16 protein-coding genes are annotated in these 18222 nt (G+C 38.1%); 7 read left to right on the top strand and 9 right to left on the bottom strand.

All coding sequences use genetic code 11. The annotated features are described in order from the left end of the window. Positions 1-30 precede the first annotated feature (30 nt). The 8 genes from ACFOOI_RS09790 to ACFOOI_RS09755 all read right to left on the bottom strand — a co-directional run bounded on the left by ACFOOI_RS09790 (position 31) and on the right by ACFOOI_RS09755 (position 9572). Positions 31-822, bottom strand: a complete 792-nt coding sequence (locus tag ACFOOI_RS09790) for an AAA family ATPase (RefSeq protein ID WP_379837501.1) — start codon at positions 820-822, stop codon at positions 31-33. A gap of 15 nt (positions 823-837) precedes the next feature. Then, positions 838-1749, bottom strand: coding sequence for an EamA family transporter (locus ACFOOI_RS09785; RefSeq protein WP_379837499.1), 912 nt, complete (start codon positions 1747-1749; stop codon positions 838-840). Between the two features lie 88 nt (positions 1750-1837). Next, complete coding sequence (gene dxs / locus ACFOOI_RS09780; RefSeq protein WP_379837497.1) at positions 1838-3775, bottom strand: 1-deoxy-D-xylulose-5-phosphate synthase; 1938 nt, start codon at positions 3773-3775, stop codon at positions 1838-1840. 154 nt (positions 3776-3929) lie between these two features. Beyond that, positions 3930-4829, bottom strand: a complete 900-nt coding sequence (locus tag ACFOOI_RS09775) for a rhomboid family intramembrane serine protease (protein ID WP_379837495.1) — start codon at positions 4827-4829, stop codon at positions 3930-3932. 30 nt (positions 4830-4859) lie between these two features. Continuing rightward, positions 4860-5519, bottom strand: a complete 660-nt coding sequence (locus tag ACFOOI_RS09770; protein WP_379837493.1) for a rhomboid family intramembrane serine protease — start codon at positions 5517-5519, stop codon at positions 4860-4862. A 127-nt stretch (positions 5520-5646) separates the two neighbouring features. Continuing rightward, positions 5647-7491, bottom strand: a complete 1845-nt coding sequence (gene mutL / locus ACFOOI_RS09765; RefSeq protein WP_379837491.1) for a DNA mismatch repair endonuclease MutL — start codon at positions 7489-7491, stop codon at positions 5647-5649. 144 nt (positions 7492-7635) lie between these two features. Next, a complete protein-coding gene (locus ACFOOI_RS09760; RefSeq protein ID WP_379837489.1) occupies positions 7636-8091 on the bottom strand; it encodes a hypothetical protein in 456 nt (151 codons plus the stop codon). Positions 8092-8180: 89 nt separating this feature from the next. Further along, the gene (locus ACFOOI_RS09755; protein ID WP_379837487.1) at positions 8181-9572 is read right to left on the bottom strand and encodes a BamA/TamA family outer membrane protein; all 1392 of its coding nucleotides are present in this window, start codon (positions 9570-9572) and stop codon (positions 8181-8183) included. 117 nt (positions 9573-9689) lie between these two features. On the opposite strand from ACFOOI_RS09755, the gene ACFOOI_RS09750 reads away from it, so the two are divergent. The 6 genes from ACFOOI_RS09750 to ACFOOI_RS09725 all read left to right on the top strand — a co-directional run bounded on the left by ACFOOI_RS09750 (position 9690) and on the right by ACFOOI_RS09725 (position 14468). Next, positions 9690-11030, top strand: a complete 1341-nt coding sequence (locus ACFOOI_RS09750; protein ID WP_379837485.1) for an MFS transporter — start codon at positions 9690-9692, stop codon at positions 11028-11030. Between the two features lie 143 nt (positions 11031-11173). Then, positions 11174-11998, top strand: coding sequence for a phosphosulfolactate synthase (locus ACFOOI_RS09745; protein WP_379837483.1), 825 nt, complete (start codon positions 11174-11176; stop codon positions 11996-11998). Between the two features lie 9 nt (positions 11999-12007). Then, positions 12008-12658 (top strand): VTT domain-containing protein, encoded by a 651-nt coding sequence (locus ACFOOI_RS09740; RefSeq protein WP_379837481.1) that lies wholly within the window; start codon positions 12008-12010, stop codon positions 12656-12658. Further along, on the top strand, positions 12658-13395 hold the full coding sequence (locus ACFOOI_RS09735; protein WP_379837479.1) for a shikimate dehydrogenase family protein: 738 nt from the start codon (positions 12658-12660) through the stop codon (positions 13393-13395). Before ACFOOI_RS09740 ends, ACFOOI_RS09735 begins: the two co-directional genes overlap by 1 nt. Positions 13396-13472: 77 nt before the next feature. After that, entirely contained in the window at positions 13473-13775 is a 303-nt protein-coding gene (locus ACFOOI_RS09730; protein WP_379837477.1) for a (2Fe-2S) ferredoxin domain-containing protein, read from the top strand. Between the two features lie 6 nt (positions 13776-13781). Continuing rightward, positions 13782-14468, top strand: coding sequence for a YjjG family noncanonical pyrimidine nucleotidase (locus ACFOOI_RS09725; RefSeq protein ID WP_379837475.1), 687 nt, complete (start codon positions 13782-13784; stop codon positions 14466-14468). A 9-nt stretch (positions 14469-14477) separates the two neighbouring features. On the opposite strand, the gene ACFOOI_RS09720 is transcribed toward ACFOOI_RS09725, so the two are convergent. Further along, a complete protein-coding gene (locus ACFOOI_RS09720; protein ID WP_379837473.1) occupies positions 14478-17468 on the bottom strand; it encodes a PVC-type heme-binding CxxCH protein in 2991 nt (996 codons plus the stop codon). Positions 17469-17656: 188 nt separating this feature from the next. Between ACFOOI_RS09720 and ACFOOI_RS09715 the strand changes: the two genes are divergently transcribed. Beyond that, entirely contained in the window at positions 17657-18214 is a 558-nt protein-coding gene (locus ACFOOI_RS09715) for a lipocalin family protein (RefSeq protein WP_379837472.1), read from the top strand. The last annotated feature ends 8 nt before the right edge of the window (positions 18215-18222 follow it).

Raw genomic sequence — 18222 nt, 5'->3', positions numbered from 1 at the left:
ATCTTTTATGATTTCTTATTTGCTCCACGCTCATAACTCCCTCAAAAACACCTCCGGATTGTCTAAAAATGAGCGAGTAAGTTTGTAGTGTTCGGTGTCTTTGTATGCTATTGGGCTTATCTTCCCTTCTTTTATTTCTAGGATATTGGCGTTTGGTATGGCCATTATGAGTGGGCTGTGCGTAGCAATTATAAACTGGGCGTCTACGGTTTTTACTTTTTCTAATATTAGCGAGATAAGCGAAAGCTGTCTCTGAGGCGAAAGGGCCGCTTCAGGTTCGTCTATCAGGTAAAGGCCTTTTCCGGTTATTCGAGCCATAAAAAACTTAAGAAATCCTTCGCCGTGACTCATCGCATCGAGGTTTTCCGAGTAGCGATCGGTTATGGCTTTTCTTTCGCCTAAAAATGGCTTAAGTGCTAAGTTTAGGTCGCCTCCATTCCAGGTGTCTTTTATCTCCTGCATTTCGGTGTCTATCTCTGCCAAGTTTCGAAGGATATTTTTTACAAAACCAATAAAGTCTTCTGCACGGGTAAAAAAGCCAGCACTTGTTCGGTCTTGATAGCGTATCGAAAGCATATTTCCTAGGCTCCGTGCTGCTTCCATTAGGGGGTCGTCTTCTATCGATATTCCTCCTGCTGTTGGCACTCTCGATGCATACGCGATTGCCTCTAAAAGTGTGGATTTGCCTGATCCGTTTTCTCCAACCAAAAATGTTACATTTGAGCTGAATTTTATGGTTTCTAAGTTTTTGATTAAGTCTAAGTTAAAAGGAAATGCCTCTGTCTCTGGTAAATTCCTAAGTCCTACTGATTGTATAATCATATTTTTATATTCAGGTTAAAATTCTCCTTTTTTCTTTCTTCCTAAAGTCATAAATACCACGCCTATTAGTATCAAAACACCCGCCATTGCTGACATGGTGCTCAACTCTTCATCTGCTAAGTAATAACCCAAAATCATGGCCACCACCGGATTGGCATAGGCGTATGACGAAGTCAGTAAGGGTGGAGCATTATTTATTAACCAAATATATGCCGTGTAACCCACATATGAACCAATGAGTATCAGATAAGTTAATGCCCCGATGGTCTCAAGATGAATATTTTTTAAGGATTCGATGTGGTTATTCTCAAATATAAAAGAAGCCAAAAGTGCAACAAATCCACCTGCCATCATTTGGAGACTTACGCCTGTTAATCCTTTTGACTGTGTTATGCGTGTGGTGAGCAATGAACCCAAGCCCCAAGCGATAGAACCTAAAAATATAACCAAAATAGGAAACACTTGTGTGAGTCCGGCGTCGTCGCCTTGTTTAAAAGGGTTAAATAACAAAAGTACGCCACAAAGTCCGAGTAGCATTCCGCTGGCAGCAAGTTTACTTGGGCCTTTTTTGCTAAAGAAAAAAAAGTCGAGAAGGAAAGTCCAGATAGGTAAAAGTGCCACTAAAAGTGCTACTACACCCGAAGGTATGTATTTGATACCGTAGGAAACTGCCGTAGTGCCAAAACCTGTAAGTAATATTCCGATGAAAATACTTCCTTTGGCTTCTTTAAATTTCGGTAAACCACTTACAAAAAGGGTAAATATAAAGAGTAAAACTCCCCCTCCTAAAAAACGAAGGCTCGTCAGAAACATAGGAGAAAGCTCTTTTATGCCTATTTTGACACCTAGGTAGGTGCTACCCCAAACTATGTATACAAGTAAGAGATTTAAGAAAAGGTTGCTTTTATAAGTACGAAAAATATTCATCAGCAGAATTTGAACAATAGAATTATGCACAAATATCGTGATAATATTACCGTACTAGGTCTGTCAAGCCATTAAAGTGCGTCTAAACTTAGTATTTTACAGTAAGTTCTTTCTTTGTCAATGACTTTGCAGTTTTGAAAATTCCGGCTGCGTCGTAGCCACATTCTGCATAAAGTTGATATTGTTCACCGTGCTCTACTAGTCTGTCGGGCATTCCAAGGCGTTTTAGCTGAGCCGTGTATCCATGATCTACCATAAATTCTAAGACAGCAGATCCGATTCCACCTTGTAGGCAACCGTCTTCAAGTGTAATGATTTTATCAAATTTTCTGAATACTTCATGGAGCATTTGTTCGTCAAGTGGTTTGGCGAATCGCATGTCGTAGTGTGCGGTAGAAATGCCTTCTTTTTCAAGGTCTTTGATAGCTAAAGTAGCTTGGTTTCCGATTGGGCCGAAACTCAATATCGCTAAATCTTCCCCATCTTTAAGTTTTTGACCTTTACCAATTGTTATTTTAGAGAAAGGCTTTCTCCAATCCGGCATCACGCCTTCTCCTCTTGGGTATCTTATCGTAAAGGCTTGTTTGCCTGTTTGTACTTCGTCTGACTGAGCCAAAAACATCATATTTCTTAGCTCTTCTTCGTTTATAGGCGATGCCACAATCATATTTGGAATACACCTCATATAGGCGATGTCGTATGCTCCGTGGTGCGTTGGACCATCAGCTCCCGCAAATCCCGCCCTATCTAAACAGAAAATAACCGGCAATTCTTGCAAGCATACATCGTGTATTACTTGGTCGTAGGCTCTTTGCATAAATGTAGAGTAAATGTTGCAGTATACCGCAAGGCCTCTAGTTGCCATTCCGGCCGAAAGTGTAACTGCATGCTGCTCCGCTATACCCACATCAAACGCCCTGTCTGGCATTGCTTTCATCATTATATTGAGCGATGAGCCAGAAGGCATTGCGGGAGTTATTCCTACTATATTCTTATTTTTCTCTGCAAGTTCTACTATCGTATGACCAAACACATCCTGAAACTTAGGGGCTACAGGTTTGTCGTTTACTTTTTTCTGGATTTCACCTGTTACTTTGTCAAACAGGCCTGGTGCATGCCATTTGGTTTGGTCTACTTCTGCAGGGCCATAACCTTTGCCTTTAACGGTTAGGCAGTGTAATATTTTCGGTCCTGGTATATCTTTTAGGTCTTTTAGTACTTCTGTTAGGTGATCAATATCATGTCCATCAATCGGGCCAAAATATCTCAAGTTAAGGGCTTCAAAGAAATTGCTTTGACTTAATAACGCCCCTTTCATGGCATTTTCTACTTTGCCTACTATATCTCTTGCACTTTTACCAAAACGACTCATTTTGCCAAGCAAATTCCATATATCGTCTTTTACTTTGTTGTAAGTAGGAGAGGTGGTTATATCCGTTAGGTATTCTTTCAAGGCTCCCACATTAGGGTCTATGGCCATACAGTTATCGTTAAGGATAATCAGTATGTTAGCGTCTTTAATAGACCCAGCGTGATTCATACCTTCAAATGCCAAACCAGCTGTTAATGCTCCGTCGCCTATTACTGCTATATGTTGTCTATTGGGTTCGTTGTTGTGCATAGAGCCCATGGCCATTCCCAATGCCGCCGATATGGAGGTAGAAGAGTGTCCTACGCCAAACGCATCGTATTCGCTTTCCTTTCTTTTCGGAAAACCCGAAATACCGCCATAAATTCTATTGCTGTAAAAGTTGTCTTTTCTGCCAGTAAGTATTTTGTGTCCGTAGGCTTGGTGCCCCACATCCCAGATCAGCTGATCATCTGGTGTGTTAAATACATAGTGAAGTGCTACTGTAAGTTCCACAACTCCCAAACTCGCACCGAAATGACCGCCGTGAACCGACACCATATCGATGATATATTGTCTAAGCTCCTCAGCTACTTCATGTAGTTGTTCGGGCTTTAGTTTTCTGAGGTCTTCAGGGTACTGAATATTGTTGAGAAGTGGTCCTTGTTTGATAAGCATACTAATGTATTATTTATTTCAAATCAACTTTAAATTTATTGATTTTGTTTAAAATAACTAAACAAATGTAGGCAAAAGTACAATATATAAAATATAAATTTGTACCTGTCTTAGTAAAGTGCTAATATTTTGATTTTACGGCTAAGTTTTAGCCTTATTTTTTTTGGCTGGCTTTGTGCAAAATGTTTTTTTCGTCTTTGCTAAGACTGTCGTACCCGCCTACACTGATTTTATCAAGGAGATAATCAACTTGTTCTTGATTGGGATATAAATCTTCGTTTTCTAGTTGCATATTGGCTTGGTTTCCTCCCACGGTAGTTTTATAAAAACTCTTATGCATCGTTTTTTTCTTAGGCTTCCCCAGTCCATTAAACCAGTCAATAAGGGATTCTAAAGGCGAAGTTAGGTTCCAGCCTGTTCTCAGAAATTTAACATGTAGATACCCGAAGGTAGCTGCCATTAAATTTAATAAACCACTAGTTGGGTTTAAAAATGAAAGCAATAAGAATGCTAAGGCTAGATATTTTAGTTTAATAAATATTCTAAAAAAACTAATCTCATAATCGGGCAATAGTGCAACAGCAGCAAAAAGGATTGCATACATACCCGTGGAGCTTCCATATAAATATAAGTCAACCTGTGGGGTAGTTTTCATTAGATTGCCTATATAATGCATAACAATGAAGGCCAAGGCGGCAAAAATGGCCCCAGAGTAATAGATGACTAATGTTTTTCGTCCACCCAAAAAATCACTTAAAAGACTACCGAACCAATATAAAGCCAATGCCGAAAATAGAAAATCGATAACTCCGTGGTGGGTAAAAGGGAAAAATACCAAAGTCCAAGGGTGACTTAGAAAAGTCTTTGCATTGGAGTTGAGTATTATGTTTTGTTGTAAAAAAGTAAGATAAACGCCGGGCTCTGGCATAAAAGATACCGCGAAGTCTAAAATGGTTTTTAGAAGGAACACAAATAGTCCTATTAAGATAATCTGCATGACTTGATTATCTTTTCTTCTAAATGCGTTTAATATGTCATCAAAGACACTTCTCATTTTCTTAATTGTATATTATTATGTACGAATTTAATGATAAAATCGTTTGCCAAAACCAAAAAACTTCAATAAAATAAAACCGGTTAATAATCCGCCTAAATGTGCAAAGTGGGCGATGCCAGATTCTAGTCCTGCGGTGCCCTGAATTAACTCAAATACACCGTACATTGTTACAAAGTATTTGGCTTTTATCGGAAACGGAAAAAACAAAAGCATCATTTCTACATTTGGAAACAAAAAACCGAATGCCATCAATATACCAAAAATCGCACCAGAAGCCCCTACCATTGGTGTTACGGCTTCTCTCCAATATTGTTCGGAGTCAACCATCATTTGGCTCATTTCATAAAAATTGAGCGTAGTGTTTAAAAACGCAGCCCCAATACCAGTTAGCATATAATAAACAAAGAACTTTTTGGAGCCCATAAAGGCCTCTAGAGCCGGACCGAAAATAAACAAAGCAAACATATTGCTAAAAAGGTGATTAAAACCTCCATGTAAAAACATGTACGATATAAACTGCCAAGGTTTAAAGTTTGGGTTTATAATATCTGCCGTGTTTGGTAGTAAAGGGTTAAAAAACGCAAACTGAGAGAAAACAAATTCTCTGGGTAACATCATGCTTACTACATGTATGATTACGTTTACTAATAATAGGTTTTTTACTAAGGGGGTTAATCTATCAAACATGCCTTGTTGTTCTGTTTTTGATTTTTTTGTTGAAGGAATTTGTCCTTAAATATTAAATTGCTTGTTTATAAAACAATATAACGTTTTATAAGTTCTTTTTGGCTTTCACTCACACAAAAAAATAGTATTAATTTGAAATTAAAGCTCCTATCTGACTTAAATCCAATATTTTCATAGTGGACTTACCTTCGGGGTTTATCGAAGGCATAGAAGTTTCAAATAGTTTATTTATCAAATTTGAGATTTCTTCTTTGTTTAGCGTTTTTTGAGATTTGTTTGCGGCCCGTTTTGCCAAAGTCTTTGAAAGTGCCTCTTTCGTATCTTTTTGGTTCTCGTTTATTCTATATTGCTCTATTATTCCCTTAAACGCCACCGCCTCGTCTTCGTCCATATATTCTATGGGCACGCCATTTATCAAGTAGGTGTTTTGACCAAATTCTTCCACATTAAATCCAATCATTCTGATCATATCGATGATTTCGAAGCTGACTTCATAGTCTATCGGGCTTAAGGTAACGGTTTTGGGAAACAACAACTGCTGCGATACACCCGGTTGAGTATTTATTTCTTTTAAATATTTTTCATAGAAAATCCGCTCATGTGCATACAGTTGGTCTATCAACATAATGCCACTTTTTACTTGGGTCAAAATATACCGCTGATGAATCTGAATCGCATTAATTTCTTTGCCATCTATGGGTAGGCGAGAGGTTTCAGCCAATTTGTTGGCTTTGCTTCCAAATATGACTTGCTGATTTTCAGAGTCTTCTGTTTCGTGGTCTCTTCTGTTTGGTAAGCCTTCAAATACTTTCTGCCAGTTGTCGCGGTTGTCGGTCTGCAGTGGGTCTTTCTCAAACTTAGGCCTACTCTCAAAATTTGAGATTGAACTCGAAGTGTTAAAATCAAATTTGGTAGACTTCAATGCCGGCGGTGGCGTAATGTTTCCAAAGTTAATGTCTGACTCAAAATCTATGGTTGGCGTTAAATTGTAAACCCCAATGGCCTGTTTAACCGCGGATCTCAGAATCGCATAAATTGCTTTTTCGTCGTCAAACTTTATCTCGGTTTTGGTCGGGTGAATATTTATATCAATATGACTTGGGTCTATCTCCATAAATATCACATAAAATGGGTGAGTTCCTTGGGCTATAGTAGCTTCAAAGGCACTGGTAACTGCGTGGTTAAGGTATGAACTTTTGATAAACCGATGGTTTACAAAAAAATATTGGTCGCCACGGCGTTTTGCCGCCAGTTGTGGTTTGCCTACGTAGCCGCTGATTTTTATTAGCGGCGTGTCTTCTTGGCAAGTGGCCAGCTGGTCTCTGTAGTTTTTATCTAAAGTATCTATAATCCTTTTGCTCAGTTTGGATTCGGGCAAATTATAGATTTCGATGTCATTGTGATAAAGCGAAAACTTGATTTCGGGATGTGCCAAAGCTACACGTTGAAACTCCTCTATGATGTGTTTCATCTCCACCGGATTGCTCTTTAAAAAGTTTCTTCGAGCGGGTACATTAAAAAAGAGATTTTTTACGATAAAATTTGTGCCGGTTGGTCCTTGAACAAAATCCTGAGATTTAAATTCGGAGCCTTCTATTCGTATGCTGGTAGCAAGCTCGTCTTCGGCACACTTTGTTTTTAGTTCTACTTGAGCCACAGCGGCTATAGAGGCCAAAGCTTCACCTCTAAAGCCCATGGTTTTTATCGCAAAAAGATCACCAGATTCTCTGATTTTAGAGGTAGCATGTCTTTCAAAACACATTCTGGCGTCAGTATTTGACATTCCTGAGCCATCATCTATTACCTGAATGAGGGTTTTGCCCGCTTCTTTTATTATTAGCTGAATATGCTTTGCATGGGCATCGATGGCGTTTTCCATCAGCTCTTTTACCACTGATGCAGGTCGCTGCACTACCTCCCCGGCAGCTATTTGGTTGGCGATAGAATCAGAAAGTAATTGAATAATATCCATAGCGAAGTTTTCTCAAAAAAGTAAGTTGCAAAGTTGGGGCTTTTGATTTTTAATTCCCAATTAAAAATAGATTCTTGAGTTATTTCTAAAAAAAATAGCCTTTGATTTTTTTGTCAAAGGCTGTTCATTGGTTTATATTTTTTTTCATTTCGAAAACTCTATGCTTATGCCATGCTCTACACTGCTGATGATATGTGTGAGTCGCACGGTGCCGTATTCTTCGCTTACAAAAACTTGCTGGTCTTTATATTTTTTAGGTGTGCCATGGGCTTCTTCAAAATGGGCGTAAAACAGGCCATACAATTCACCCGAGGTTTTTTCATCGTTCATATATATGTCTACATGTATTTTGTGCAAACGCTTAAAGACGTCTTCAAAATACAAGATATCCACCATCTCAAAATTGGAGGTTTCGTAGGAGTAGCCTACATGGTCGGAGTCTTTTTCGAAAAGCTTAAACTTCTCTTTTGTCTTTATTTCTTTCGTCTCGATTCCTAGGTGAAATCCTCTGAAAAATGCTGTTTTGGGCTCAATGATTTTATCAAAGAACTTCTTAATATTAGGGCTAACACGAGTAGCCTTTAGCTTAGGGGTAGCCAAACTTTTTATTTTTTACTTTTTGGATAGAAAAATGGAATAGCAATATTAACTTTTTTTTGAATTTCTAACTAATAAATCCTCGTTTTTAATTAGATATCTTGTTGAATACCAAAGAAGAAACGTTTTTCGCCAATGTTATTGAATGAGTAGTACATTTTTATGTTGGTGTTATACCATGTGACAAAGTCAAGGCCAAAGCCACTGCCTGTCAGTGTTTTATTAGAAAGTTTTGAAAACTGAGCTTCTTTAAAATTGTTTTTTACATACCCAAAATCAAAAAACACATTGGGGTACACCGCCAAGGGGAAACTATTAAATTGCTTCATTTTAATAATTCTGCTGATGTCGAAGGTTTTCTTAAAGGATTGGTGCTTTAAGGTGGTTTTTGAAACAAAACTTTGATTGCCATTTATTACATACAATTCATATCCCCTCACGAGGTTATTGCCATATCCTAAGCCGCCTTGTATGGCAAAGGGTTGCTCTCTCGGGCTAGACACTCGGCCTCGCAAGCTACTCTCTAAAAACAAGCGTGGTTTTAGTTGAAAATATTGACTATAAAGCAAGTAAAGGGATGTTTGGTCGTAAGTTTTACTCGTTCTTATGATATTGTTTGATAGCCTTGCCAAAAAAACATGACCGTGCAACGGATACTGTCGGTTGTCTCTTTTGTCAAATTTATAATCGTAAATAAACGAAACTAGGTTTTGCTTTACATCGCCATCGCCGAAGTAGTTTGGGTTTAATTCGGCAATTTTATCTGATATAGAAATAGAGGTGAAACCCACATATATGGAATGAAAATGGTACAGGGCATTTCTCAAGGTAAATTCAGTGAAAGCACCCACGCGTTTTCGTATTCGCTCCTCAGAATTGTAAAAATTGAGTTTGTCATTTTTTAACTGGTAAGGCATTGTTCTCTGGGTAGAATAAAATACCCCACCACTTAGCCCAATCCGCTTTCGCTTGTCTATGTACGGTTTGCCATAAGAAAGTTCAAAATAGGGAATAAAGCCTCCGTAGGCCTTAACTCGGAGCTGATCGTTGTTTCCGGTTAGGTTAAAGTGCTTTGCATTTATGCCATAGGTTACCCGGGTTATATCTCGGTTTCTGTCATACCACCACTCATTAAAATTTCGATCAGCTAAATAAAATATGGGAAGTGCAATTGTGTAAAGTCGCTCTTTTACGCCTATATGTAAGTCTAATGTGTCGTTTTTTACGGTGTAGGTATATTCTACATTTAAAAATAAGTTGGTGTTAATGATATTTTGCTTGCTTCTTTCAAGTGTTTTTTTGAGGTTATTTACCGTAAGGCTATCGTCATTGTCAAATCCCAATTCTCTTATTATTATATCCGTTTTGGTTTTGTGGTTTCCACTTACCAGAATGTTGCACACCGTCACTTTTTGAGCACTTGCTTTAAAAAAGCACCCACTCAAAATAGCCAAACAGACAAGAAGTTTTTTAGTAGTAGACATAAATAATTTTCGACCCAAAAAATACAAAAATAGATTATTTAAATGAATAATAATTCAAGAATAGCATTAAGAATTTAATAAAATTTACTTGTTTTGTGCAAATACAATTACTTACCTATGAATATGAATATAAAGCCTAAATTAAAATTTATCGACATTATAAATATGAATGTCGGTTTTTTCGGTATCCAATACAGTTTTGGGCTTCAGCAGTCAGCCGTAAATCCAATTTACGACATGCTAGGAGCCAGCCCTCATGAAATACCACTTTTAAACTTAGCTGGGCCTATGACTGGCCTTTTGATTCAACCAATTATTGGAGCACTCTCTGACAAAACTTGGTCGCCAAGGTTTGGAAGAAGAAAACCTTACTTTTTCATTGGAGCTTTGATGTGCAGCATCGCACTTTTGATTTATCCTTTTAGTAGCTCACTTTGGATGGCCGCAGGTTTGCTATGGATTTTAGATGTTGGAAATAATACCGCCATGGAGCCTTACAGGGCTTTTATTGCAGATAAGTTAAATGACGACCAACAGCCTACTGGCTTTCAGGCACAAAGTTTTTTTACAGGACTTGGGCAAACCTTGGTTAACTTATCCATTTTTATTTTTCCAATGTTATTTTTAGGAACCACAGGCTCCTTGCCTACTTGGATTTATGCCTCGTTTTTTCTCGGTGCTGCCTGCTCCATTGGGTCTGTTTGGTGGAGTATGAAAACCACTCCCGAGATTCCACCTACGCCCGAAGAACTCGAAGAAATGAAAAACTCACCTCTGAGTATTTTTAGTCCAATTATTGACATTGCCTCTGCTATCAAAGACATGCCCAAAGTACTTTGGCAGCTTGCATTGGTGTACCTTTTTCAGTGGTATGCTTTGTTTTGTTTTTGGCAAAATTCTGCAAAAAGCATCGCTCAGTCAGTATATAAAACCAATGTGTATCAAAACAATCCAACTTACAGTGAGGCTGTCAGTTGGTCGGGTTTGGTTAATGGTTGGTACAACATCGTAATGTTTATTGTGGCTTTTAGCTTGGTTTATTTTGCCAAAAAATATACACCCAAAATGGTCCATGTGTTTTGTTTGATGTTGGCCGGGATAGGCCTTTTGGCATTCCCAATGATAGAAAATAAATACTTGCTTTTTCCCGCAATCACAGGTTTTGGTATTGGTTGGGCCAGTATGATGGGTATTCCTTACCTGATCGTAGTGAGCGAAATTCCGAAGGAGCGATACGGCGTTTATATGGGAATTATCAACATGATGATTGTGATTCCGATGCTTTTGCAAACGGTATCATTCGGATATATTTTAGAAAACTTCCTAAATGATGACCCAGGAAAAGCCATAACTTTTGCCGGTGTGTTGCTTTTGATTGCTGCTGTTGCCACCGTTTTAATTAAAGCAAAACCGCCCAAAGAAATTAATGAAAATATAAATTTTGGAGGCGGACACTGATAAGCGGCTAATTTTGGTAATAGCACAATACCGTTATGAAATATAATTTATGATAACACAAAAGCTTTTTGTACGCCAAAAAATGATTCCTTAGTATAGATTTAGTATTTTTGCCGATTATAAACTAAAAGTCGATTTAATAGATGAATTACTCGCTTTCGCAAGTACCCGAACGTACAACTCAGCCAAGAAACTCTGGATTAACCATGGTTATGGACAAAGGGCTTAGTTTACGCGAAACCGAAGATATGCTTAGCACTTCTTCAGATTATATAGATATTGTAAAATTAGGATGGGCTACTTCTTTTGTAACGCCTAATGTTCAGGATAAACTCGCTATTTATAAAAATGCCAATATTCCAGTTTATTTTGGTGGTACGCTTTTTGAAGCGTTTGTAGTTAGAGGTCAGTTTGAAGATTATATTAGGGTCTTAGATAAGTTTGGTTTAGAATATGCCGAAGTTTCTGACGGTTCTATAACCTTGCCTCATGACGAAAAATGCATGTATATTAAAAGATTAGCAGAAAGGGGCAAAGTGCTATCTGAAGTTGGCTCAAAAGACGCTGAGAAGATTTTTGCTCCATACAAATGGATAGAAATGATGCAAGCAGAACTTGATGCTGGTGCTTGGAAAGTTATCGGTGAAGCTAGAGAAGGTGGTAATATCGGTCTTTACAGAAGTTCAGGAGAGGTGCGTCAAGGACTTGTAGATGAAATAATTCATGCCATTTCGGCCGAAAAAATCATTTGGGAGGCTCCTCAGAAGTCGCAGCAAGTGTATTTTGTGAAGTTGGTAGGAACTAACGTAAACTTAGGAAACATAGCTCCAAACGAGATTATTCCTTTAGAAACCATTCGTTTGGGACTAAGAGGCGATACTTTCGCAACTTTTTTGACTGATGACGTTAAGCAAAAATACAAATTAGGAAAATACTATCAAGACGATAGAATCAGACAAAACGACTAAATAGCAACCATGGAATTAATTCACTTCTTACTTGAGTTTTTAAAGGACCCACTTACTACTTTGCAGGGTTTCTTAGCCGAATACGATACGCTTACCTATGCGATTTTATTCTTGGTGATTTTTGTAGAAACCGGCTTAATTGTAATGCCACTTTTACCTGGAGATTCATTGCTTTTTGCAGTTGGACTTTTGGCAGCCACTACCGGAAAACTTGAGATTTCGATTGTAATTCCATTGTTGATTTTTGCCGCTCTTTTAGGCGACAACGTCAATTATTACATTGGCAGACGTTTTGGTACTTTGATAAAATCAAAAGAAAAGATTCTCTTCCTGAAAAAAGAATATATCACCCAAACCGAAGAGTTTTATGAAAAACACGGAGGTAAGGCCGTAATATTGGCTCGTTTCATGCCCATTATCAGAACCATCGCCCCATTTGTAGCAGGTGCTGGTAGCATGAAATATACAAAATACATCACTAATTGTGTGATTGGAGCTATACTTTGGGTTACTTCTATTACGCTTTTAGGGTATTTTCTGGGTGCCAACGAGTTTGTGAAAGCTAACTTCGAAAAAGTGGTTTTAGGAATTGTATTTATCTCTATTTTACCTATGATCATTGGGGTAGTTAAAATGAAATTTCAAAAGAAAGAAGCATAATGAAGAAGTTTGGATTGATTGGGTTTCCGCTTACTCATTCTTTTTCTAAAAAATATTTTACTGAAAAGTTCGCCGATTTAGGTATTTCTGGTTCTAATCAATATGATTTATTCGAACTCTCAGATATCCTTAAATTTCCTGAGCTTTTGGCTCAGAATGCAGACGTAGTTGGCATCAATGTTACCATTCCTCATAAGGTAAATGTAATGCAGTTTTTGACCGACATAGACCCCGCAGCTAAAAAAATAGGTGCAGTAAATGTAATAAAAGTCAATCCTGATAAATCACTTAAAGGATACAACTCGGACTATTACGGCTTTAAGCGATCGGTAGAAGAATTCATTGGCCCGAAGGAAAATATGAAAGCCTTGGTGTTGGGCAATGGAGGGGCAGCCAAAGCTATAATGGTGGCATTAGAAGATCTAGGAATTGAATATAAATTGGTTTCTCGCACAAAAAGCGAAACTACCATTACCTACGATGAGGCTAACGTACTATTACCTACCCATCATTTGCTCGTAAATACTTCACCTTTAGGTACATATCCGAATGTGGACCAATGCCCTGATATTGACTATGAGGCATTGACTTCAGAACATTTCTTGCACGACCTAGTTTATAATCCGGAAGTGACTATGTTTATGGCCAATGGAATTAAAAGAGGTGCAAAAGCAAAAAATGGATATGAGATGCTCGTGCACCAAGCCGAAAAGTCTTGGGAGATTTGGAATTCTTAAGCAAGTTTTTTTGTCTAATTAGCAATGACATATCGAATATAAAAGTCATTAAAATCAACATTAAATAAAATTCTAATATGAAATATACAAAACACGTATTTGTTTGTACAAACGATAAAGATGCTCCCAAAAAATGCTGTGGAAGCGAAAACGGAATGAAGTTAGTTGAAGCTTTTAAGGCTGGACTGACAGAGCGTGGACTAAATATCGAAATTAGAGCACAGCGAGCTGGTTGTTTAGATACCTGTGGAAAAGGCCCTTCTGTGGTGGTTTATCCTGAAGGTGTTTTTTATGGCTTTGTAACTTTAGATGACGTAAACGAAATAATCGAAAGCCACCTTGTGGGTGACAAGCCGGTGGAGCGTTTGGTAATTGCTTAAGATATTTTGAAATACAAACACTTATTTTTTGACTTAGACCACACCTTGTGGGACTTTGAAAAAAATGCGGAGGAATGTCTACAAGAGATTTTCCTCCGTTTTCAGCATCATATTAGTCCTTCTTTAACTTTTGCTGATTTCTTCTCCACTTTTTCGGTGGTAAATAAAGCTCTTTGGCATCAGTTAGATTTAAACTTAATCACACACGACTACCTCAGAACCACCCGTTTTCTTACGGCATTCGAAAAACTTGACATTAAAGTTTCGGCAGAGGCCTCATTGGCTATGAACGATACTTTTTTAGAACTTTTGCCCACCAAATCTCATTTGATTTTGGGTACCGAAGACTTGTTAGAAAACCTTCGAGGGAAGTATCAACTCCATATTATTTCGAACGGTTATTTGCCAATACAAACCAAGAAAATGAAAAGTGGCGGTATTTTGCACTTTTTTGACAAGATTGTAACCAACGATGTGGCTAACGCTAGAAAGCCAGATCGAGCTATTTTTGACTTTGCCCTGCAGGTTTCAGGAGCTTCTGTTTCCGATGCTCTCATGATAGGCGACAACGCCATTGCCGATATTGAAGGTGCTAACAAAGCAGGCCTAAAGGCGATACATCTAGACGAAACTAAACAGGCCGAAGGGGCACACGTTATTTATAAGTTAGAAGACTTACATCTTCACCTATAAAGATCCTCTTTATTTTAAACTAATCAGGTATTCAATTAAATCCGTGAATTCTGTTTCTTGTAATGGAAACGCCGGCATCATCGATTCTGTCATTTTTTCTACAGACTTAACTTTAGCTTTTTCATAAAAAATAACTTCTGATTGTCCTGGTTGCTTTATCATGTAACCTTCTGAGGTTTGACTTGTGATTATTGCCTGCATCAGTGAGCCGTCTGCTAGGTTAATGGTGTACCCTTCATAACCAAAACTGATGCCTTGACTTGGGTTTACAATTGCACTGTAAATGCTCTCTTTGGTAAGTTTTTTGCCAATTTGGGTAAGTGCAGGTCCAAAGTCCATACCTTGCTTACCTACCATATGACAGGCCGTACAATACATGCTAAATAATTCTTTCCCTTTTTCTATGTCGCCTCTTTTTGCTAAAAAGCCTTCTTTCAGAGGTTTTATATTTTGTTTCGGCTTTCTGTATTTCTGTTCAAATTCCACTTTTAAATCCGCATGGAAAGTTTTAGCTAAAACTATCTTAGCCGCGGGCATCAAATCAACACTTACTTTGTTTAGTTTTATGAGATTCCAAAGTTTCACATCGCTATGGTAACCTTCCATGGCTAGCATGGCGGCCTCCCTAACTTTAAATGGGTATTTCGAATTAGAAAAAATCAGGATTAATTGTCGGGTTATGGTTTCATTATCAACCAAACCAATGCGTTCTATAAAATTCACGACCTCGCTTGTCACAAATGGCTTTTTATTCAATACATCTTTTATAGGACTTATTCCAAAAAGTTGGGTGAGGGTATTTGCCGCAAGTTCTATAACAGGCTTATCTTTTGAATTCATCATGATTTTCGTCAGTCGCGGTTTTTGTTCAGCAATGCCGTATTTGGCCACGATCTCAATGAAATCTTTGTCATTCGTAATTTGATTCAATATTTTGGGCAAAAGCTCTTTGAATCGTCGGTTTTGACTAATTAGGTTTTGGTCAAAAAGTTTAAAAATAAGCACTTTCTCTTCTTGAGTTTTTACAAAAGTAAGTAAGTCTAAAAGTGCTATGTTTTTCTCCTCAGCTTTCTGAAAGTCAAATGCTCGGTAATATTTCTGAGCATCTTGGAAATTCGTATTTTTTATTATTTGGGCCAATAATGTGGAGGTTTGCAAAGCTCTGCTTCTCCAAACTATATCTTTGGCTTCTTGATTGTTGAGCCAGTTTGTGCCTTTTTGAGCTAAATAATTAGGTAAGTATTTGTCCCATTGACCATTTGCTCCAATTCCCAGTGCTTCTAAGTACCATCTGTCGCCCGACTTGTATGTGTTTGCCAAGGTAGTCCATGTATCCACTTGGTTTGAGTTAAATATCCCAGTTGCTACCGCCAATTTTACTTGAGGCGATGGGTCTGCCGCTAAAGCCAAAAGTGCATTCTTGTTTTCGTTTGGTTTCTGACTAAATATCCTGGCGGCTGTTGCTCGTAAGTCTTCGTTGCTATTTTTTGATGCCTCTATCACATACTTAGAGTCTATTTTGGCCAATAACCAAAGTGCTCGGGCTTGAAAAGTAGGCTCAGCTTTATTTTTGAATAATTCATAAAGTGCCGCTTCTGCTTTTTTGCCTTGTTTTTCTAAAGCCGTAAAAGCCAAATATCTAACCGAAACCGAAGGGTTTTTTAGTGCTTCTATGCAATCTGCTGTTTTGGTATAGTCGTAAGTTATTTTCTTGGTTTTGTAGTCTTTGGGAGCAACTCTATATACACGACCTCTGTCTAGGTCACCAATAAAGTGGCCACCCACGCCGGTGTCGTACCAGTCGGCCACATAAACAGCTCCGTCGGGCGATACACATACGTCCGAGGGTCTGAACCATTTGTCTTTTTGAGCTGCGTCTAATACCGTATGAGTGCTTAGTTTAAAACCAGCTCCTGATTTTTCTGGCACAAAAGCATTTACTTCATTTGTACCGGCATCGCCTAGCCAAATAGTCTCTTTGTATCTGCTTGGAAGTAGGTTTCCTTCATAAAAAATGATACCCGTTGGCGAGCCAGCGTAGGTTTGGTGTAAGTTGGGTATAACGCCGGGGTCGTTTTGGTGCCAATGTCTTAGATATACGCTATCTTCTATATTGGTTCTACTTACACGCCAATCGGCTCCTGTCATTTCGTCTTTATAACCATAGTTTCCATGTGGCAATACGTAATTTAGTCTGTTGCCTCTCTTGCCGTCGTCGTCGTTGTCTGACTGCCAAACTCTGCCATAGGAATCCACAGCTAGTTCATAATTATTTCTAAAATTCGAACCTAAAACCTCAAAGTTTTTGCCATCTATATCACACCTGATGGCCATGCCGTCTTGGTAAGGGTGCATGTCGTTATGAATGACATTGCCGTAAATGTCTTTTATGGGCTGGTCGTTTTTATCAAGAAGTTCTTCTACAAAATTTCCGAAGTTAAAGTAAAGTTTTCCGTCTGGTCCAAATACAAAGGAGTGGAGACCGTGGTCACTTTGGTAGCCACCTTTGGTTTTAAATAGGATTTCTTTACTATCGGGTATGTCGTCGTTGTTTGTATCTGTGAAAATCAATACGTTAGGGCTACACGAAACTATTACTTTATTTCCCAAAATAGCGATTCCGAGTGCGGAGTTAATGTCTTCTCCTTGATAGAATACCTTGGTTTTATCTGATTTGCCGTCGCCGTCGGTGTCTTCTAATATTAATATGCGGTCGCCTTCTTTTTTGTAAGGCACGTTGTTTACGTCATTTCTGTAGTTATAAGCTTCGCAAATCCACACTCTTCCTTTATGGTCAATGTCCATATTGGTAGGGTTTGCAAAATCAGGCTCAGATGCGAACAACGTGAGCTCTAAATCTGTGTCGTTTAGCTGAATACCCTCTTTCGTAATAAATTTTTTAGTCTTTCCTTCTGGAAATCTATCAAATTTATCGTTTTCGTTTTTTTGGCATGACCAAAAAAATAAGGTTGAAAGGAGAGCAAAAGTATATTTTAACATTAAACTTGGATAGTTTTTATACAAAGATACTACGTGTTTATGGCTAACCCAAACGGGATTTTGAAGGTAAATCGTTTTGTTCTAAGTCCCATAGGATTTGGCTAAGAAATAATTTGTTTAACCTAAATGTTTTGTGTTTGAAATGGTATAATTTTTGAAGCGTATTTTGGAAATTTAAATCAAAAAAAATGAAATCATTCACACTGGTATTTTTTATTGTTTCCACCTTCTTATTAAGTTCATGCGAGTCAAACGAAGTCTCAGAGAAAGACGCTTTGGTAGGTACTTGGCAGTTTGTAAGTACCAAAATGGTAGCTGAAATAAAAGACGAACCTTCTCAAAATGTAACCCTGCTTATGAAAGAAGGTAAAGCCACGGTCTCGTTTACACAAGATGGCAATGTAGATTTTACGGCAGATGCCAAAGCGAAAGCTGAAGTGGAGAGTTTAGGACTAGATTACAAAAATTTCTTCGACTCAAACAAAGGAACTTACACTTTGACAAACGGTATGATGGCAGTGAAATTAACAAACCCGGCCTTAGATAATTTATACAAAATTACGTACGGAACCGATAATACACTTGCCTTGGAGGTTGATAGGCCACTTTATATCGCTTCAGTGAGAAAACAAGTCGAGGCACAAAAAGACTATTTGAAAGCCTTTGGGTTTACGGTGGAACAAGTGATGGCTGAAATAGAAACCTCGGTTATAAAGTTTAATTTAATAACACGTTACAAGAAATAAGTTTTCCT

Source organism: Lacihabitans lacunae (assembly GCF_042649125.1).
Taxonomy (GTDB): domain Bacteria; phylum Bacteroidota; class Bacteroidia; order Cytophagales; family Spirosomataceae; genus Leadbetterella; species Leadbetterella lacunae.
This window is presented reverse-complemented; position numbering and strand designations above follow the sequence as displayed.

Bases quoted from the DNA above. Each gene is read 5' to 3' on its own strand.
- ACFOOI_RS09790 (WP_379837501.1), bottom strand. From the start codon at position 822: ATGATTATACAATCAGTAGGACTTAGGAATTTACCAGAGACAGAGGCA.
- ACFOOI_RS09785 (WP_379837499.1), bottom strand. From the start codon at position 1,749: ATGAATATTTTTCGTACTTATAAAAGCAACCTTTTCTTAAATCTCTTA.
- dxs (WP_379837497.1), bottom strand. From the start codon at position 3,775: ATGCTTATCAAACAAGGACCACTTCTCAACAATATTCAGTACCCTGAA.
- ACFOOI_RS09775 (WP_379837495.1), bottom strand. From the start codon at position 4,829: ATGAGAAGTGTCTTTGATGACATATTAAACGCATTTAGAAGAAAAGAT.
- ACFOOI_RS09770 (WP_379837493.1), bottom strand. From the start codon at position 5,519: ATGTTTGATAGATTAACCCCCTTAGTAAAAAACCTATTATTAGTAAAC.
- mutL (WP_379837491.1), bottom strand. From the start codon at position 7,491: ATGGATATTATTCAATTACTTTCTGATTCTATCGCCAACCAAATAGCT.
- ACFOOI_RS09755 (WP_379837487.1), bottom strand. From the start codon at position 9,572: ATGTCTACTACTAAAAAACTTCTTGTCTGTTTGGCTATTTTGAGTGGG.
- ACFOOI_RS09750 (WP_379837485.1), top strand. From the start codon at position 9,690: ATGAATATGAATATAAAGCCTAAATTAAAATTTATCGACATTATAAAT.
- ACFOOI_RS09745 (WP_379837483.1), top strand. From the start codon at position 11,174: ATGAATTACTCGCTTTCGCAAGTACCCGAACGTACAACTCAGCCAAGA.
- ACFOOI_RS09740 (WP_379837481.1), top strand. From the start codon at position 12,008: ATGGAATTAATTCACTTCTTACTTGAGTTTTTAAAGGACCCACTTACT.
- ACFOOI_RS09735 (WP_379837479.1), top strand. From the start codon at position 12,658: ATGAAGAAGTTTGGATTGATTGGGTTTCCGCTTACTCATTCTTTTTCT.
- ACFOOI_RS09730 (WP_379837477.1), top strand. From the start codon at position 13,473: ATGAAATATACAAAACACGTATTTGTTTGTACAAACGATAAAGATGCT.
- ACFOOI_RS09720 (WP_379837473.1), bottom strand. From the start codon at position 17,468: ATGTTAAAATATACTTTTGCTCTCCTTTCAACCTTATTTTTTTGGTCA.
- ACFOOI_RS09715 (WP_379837472.1), top strand. From the start codon at position 17,657: ATGAAATCATTCACACTGGTATTTTTTATTGTTTCCACCTTCTTATTA.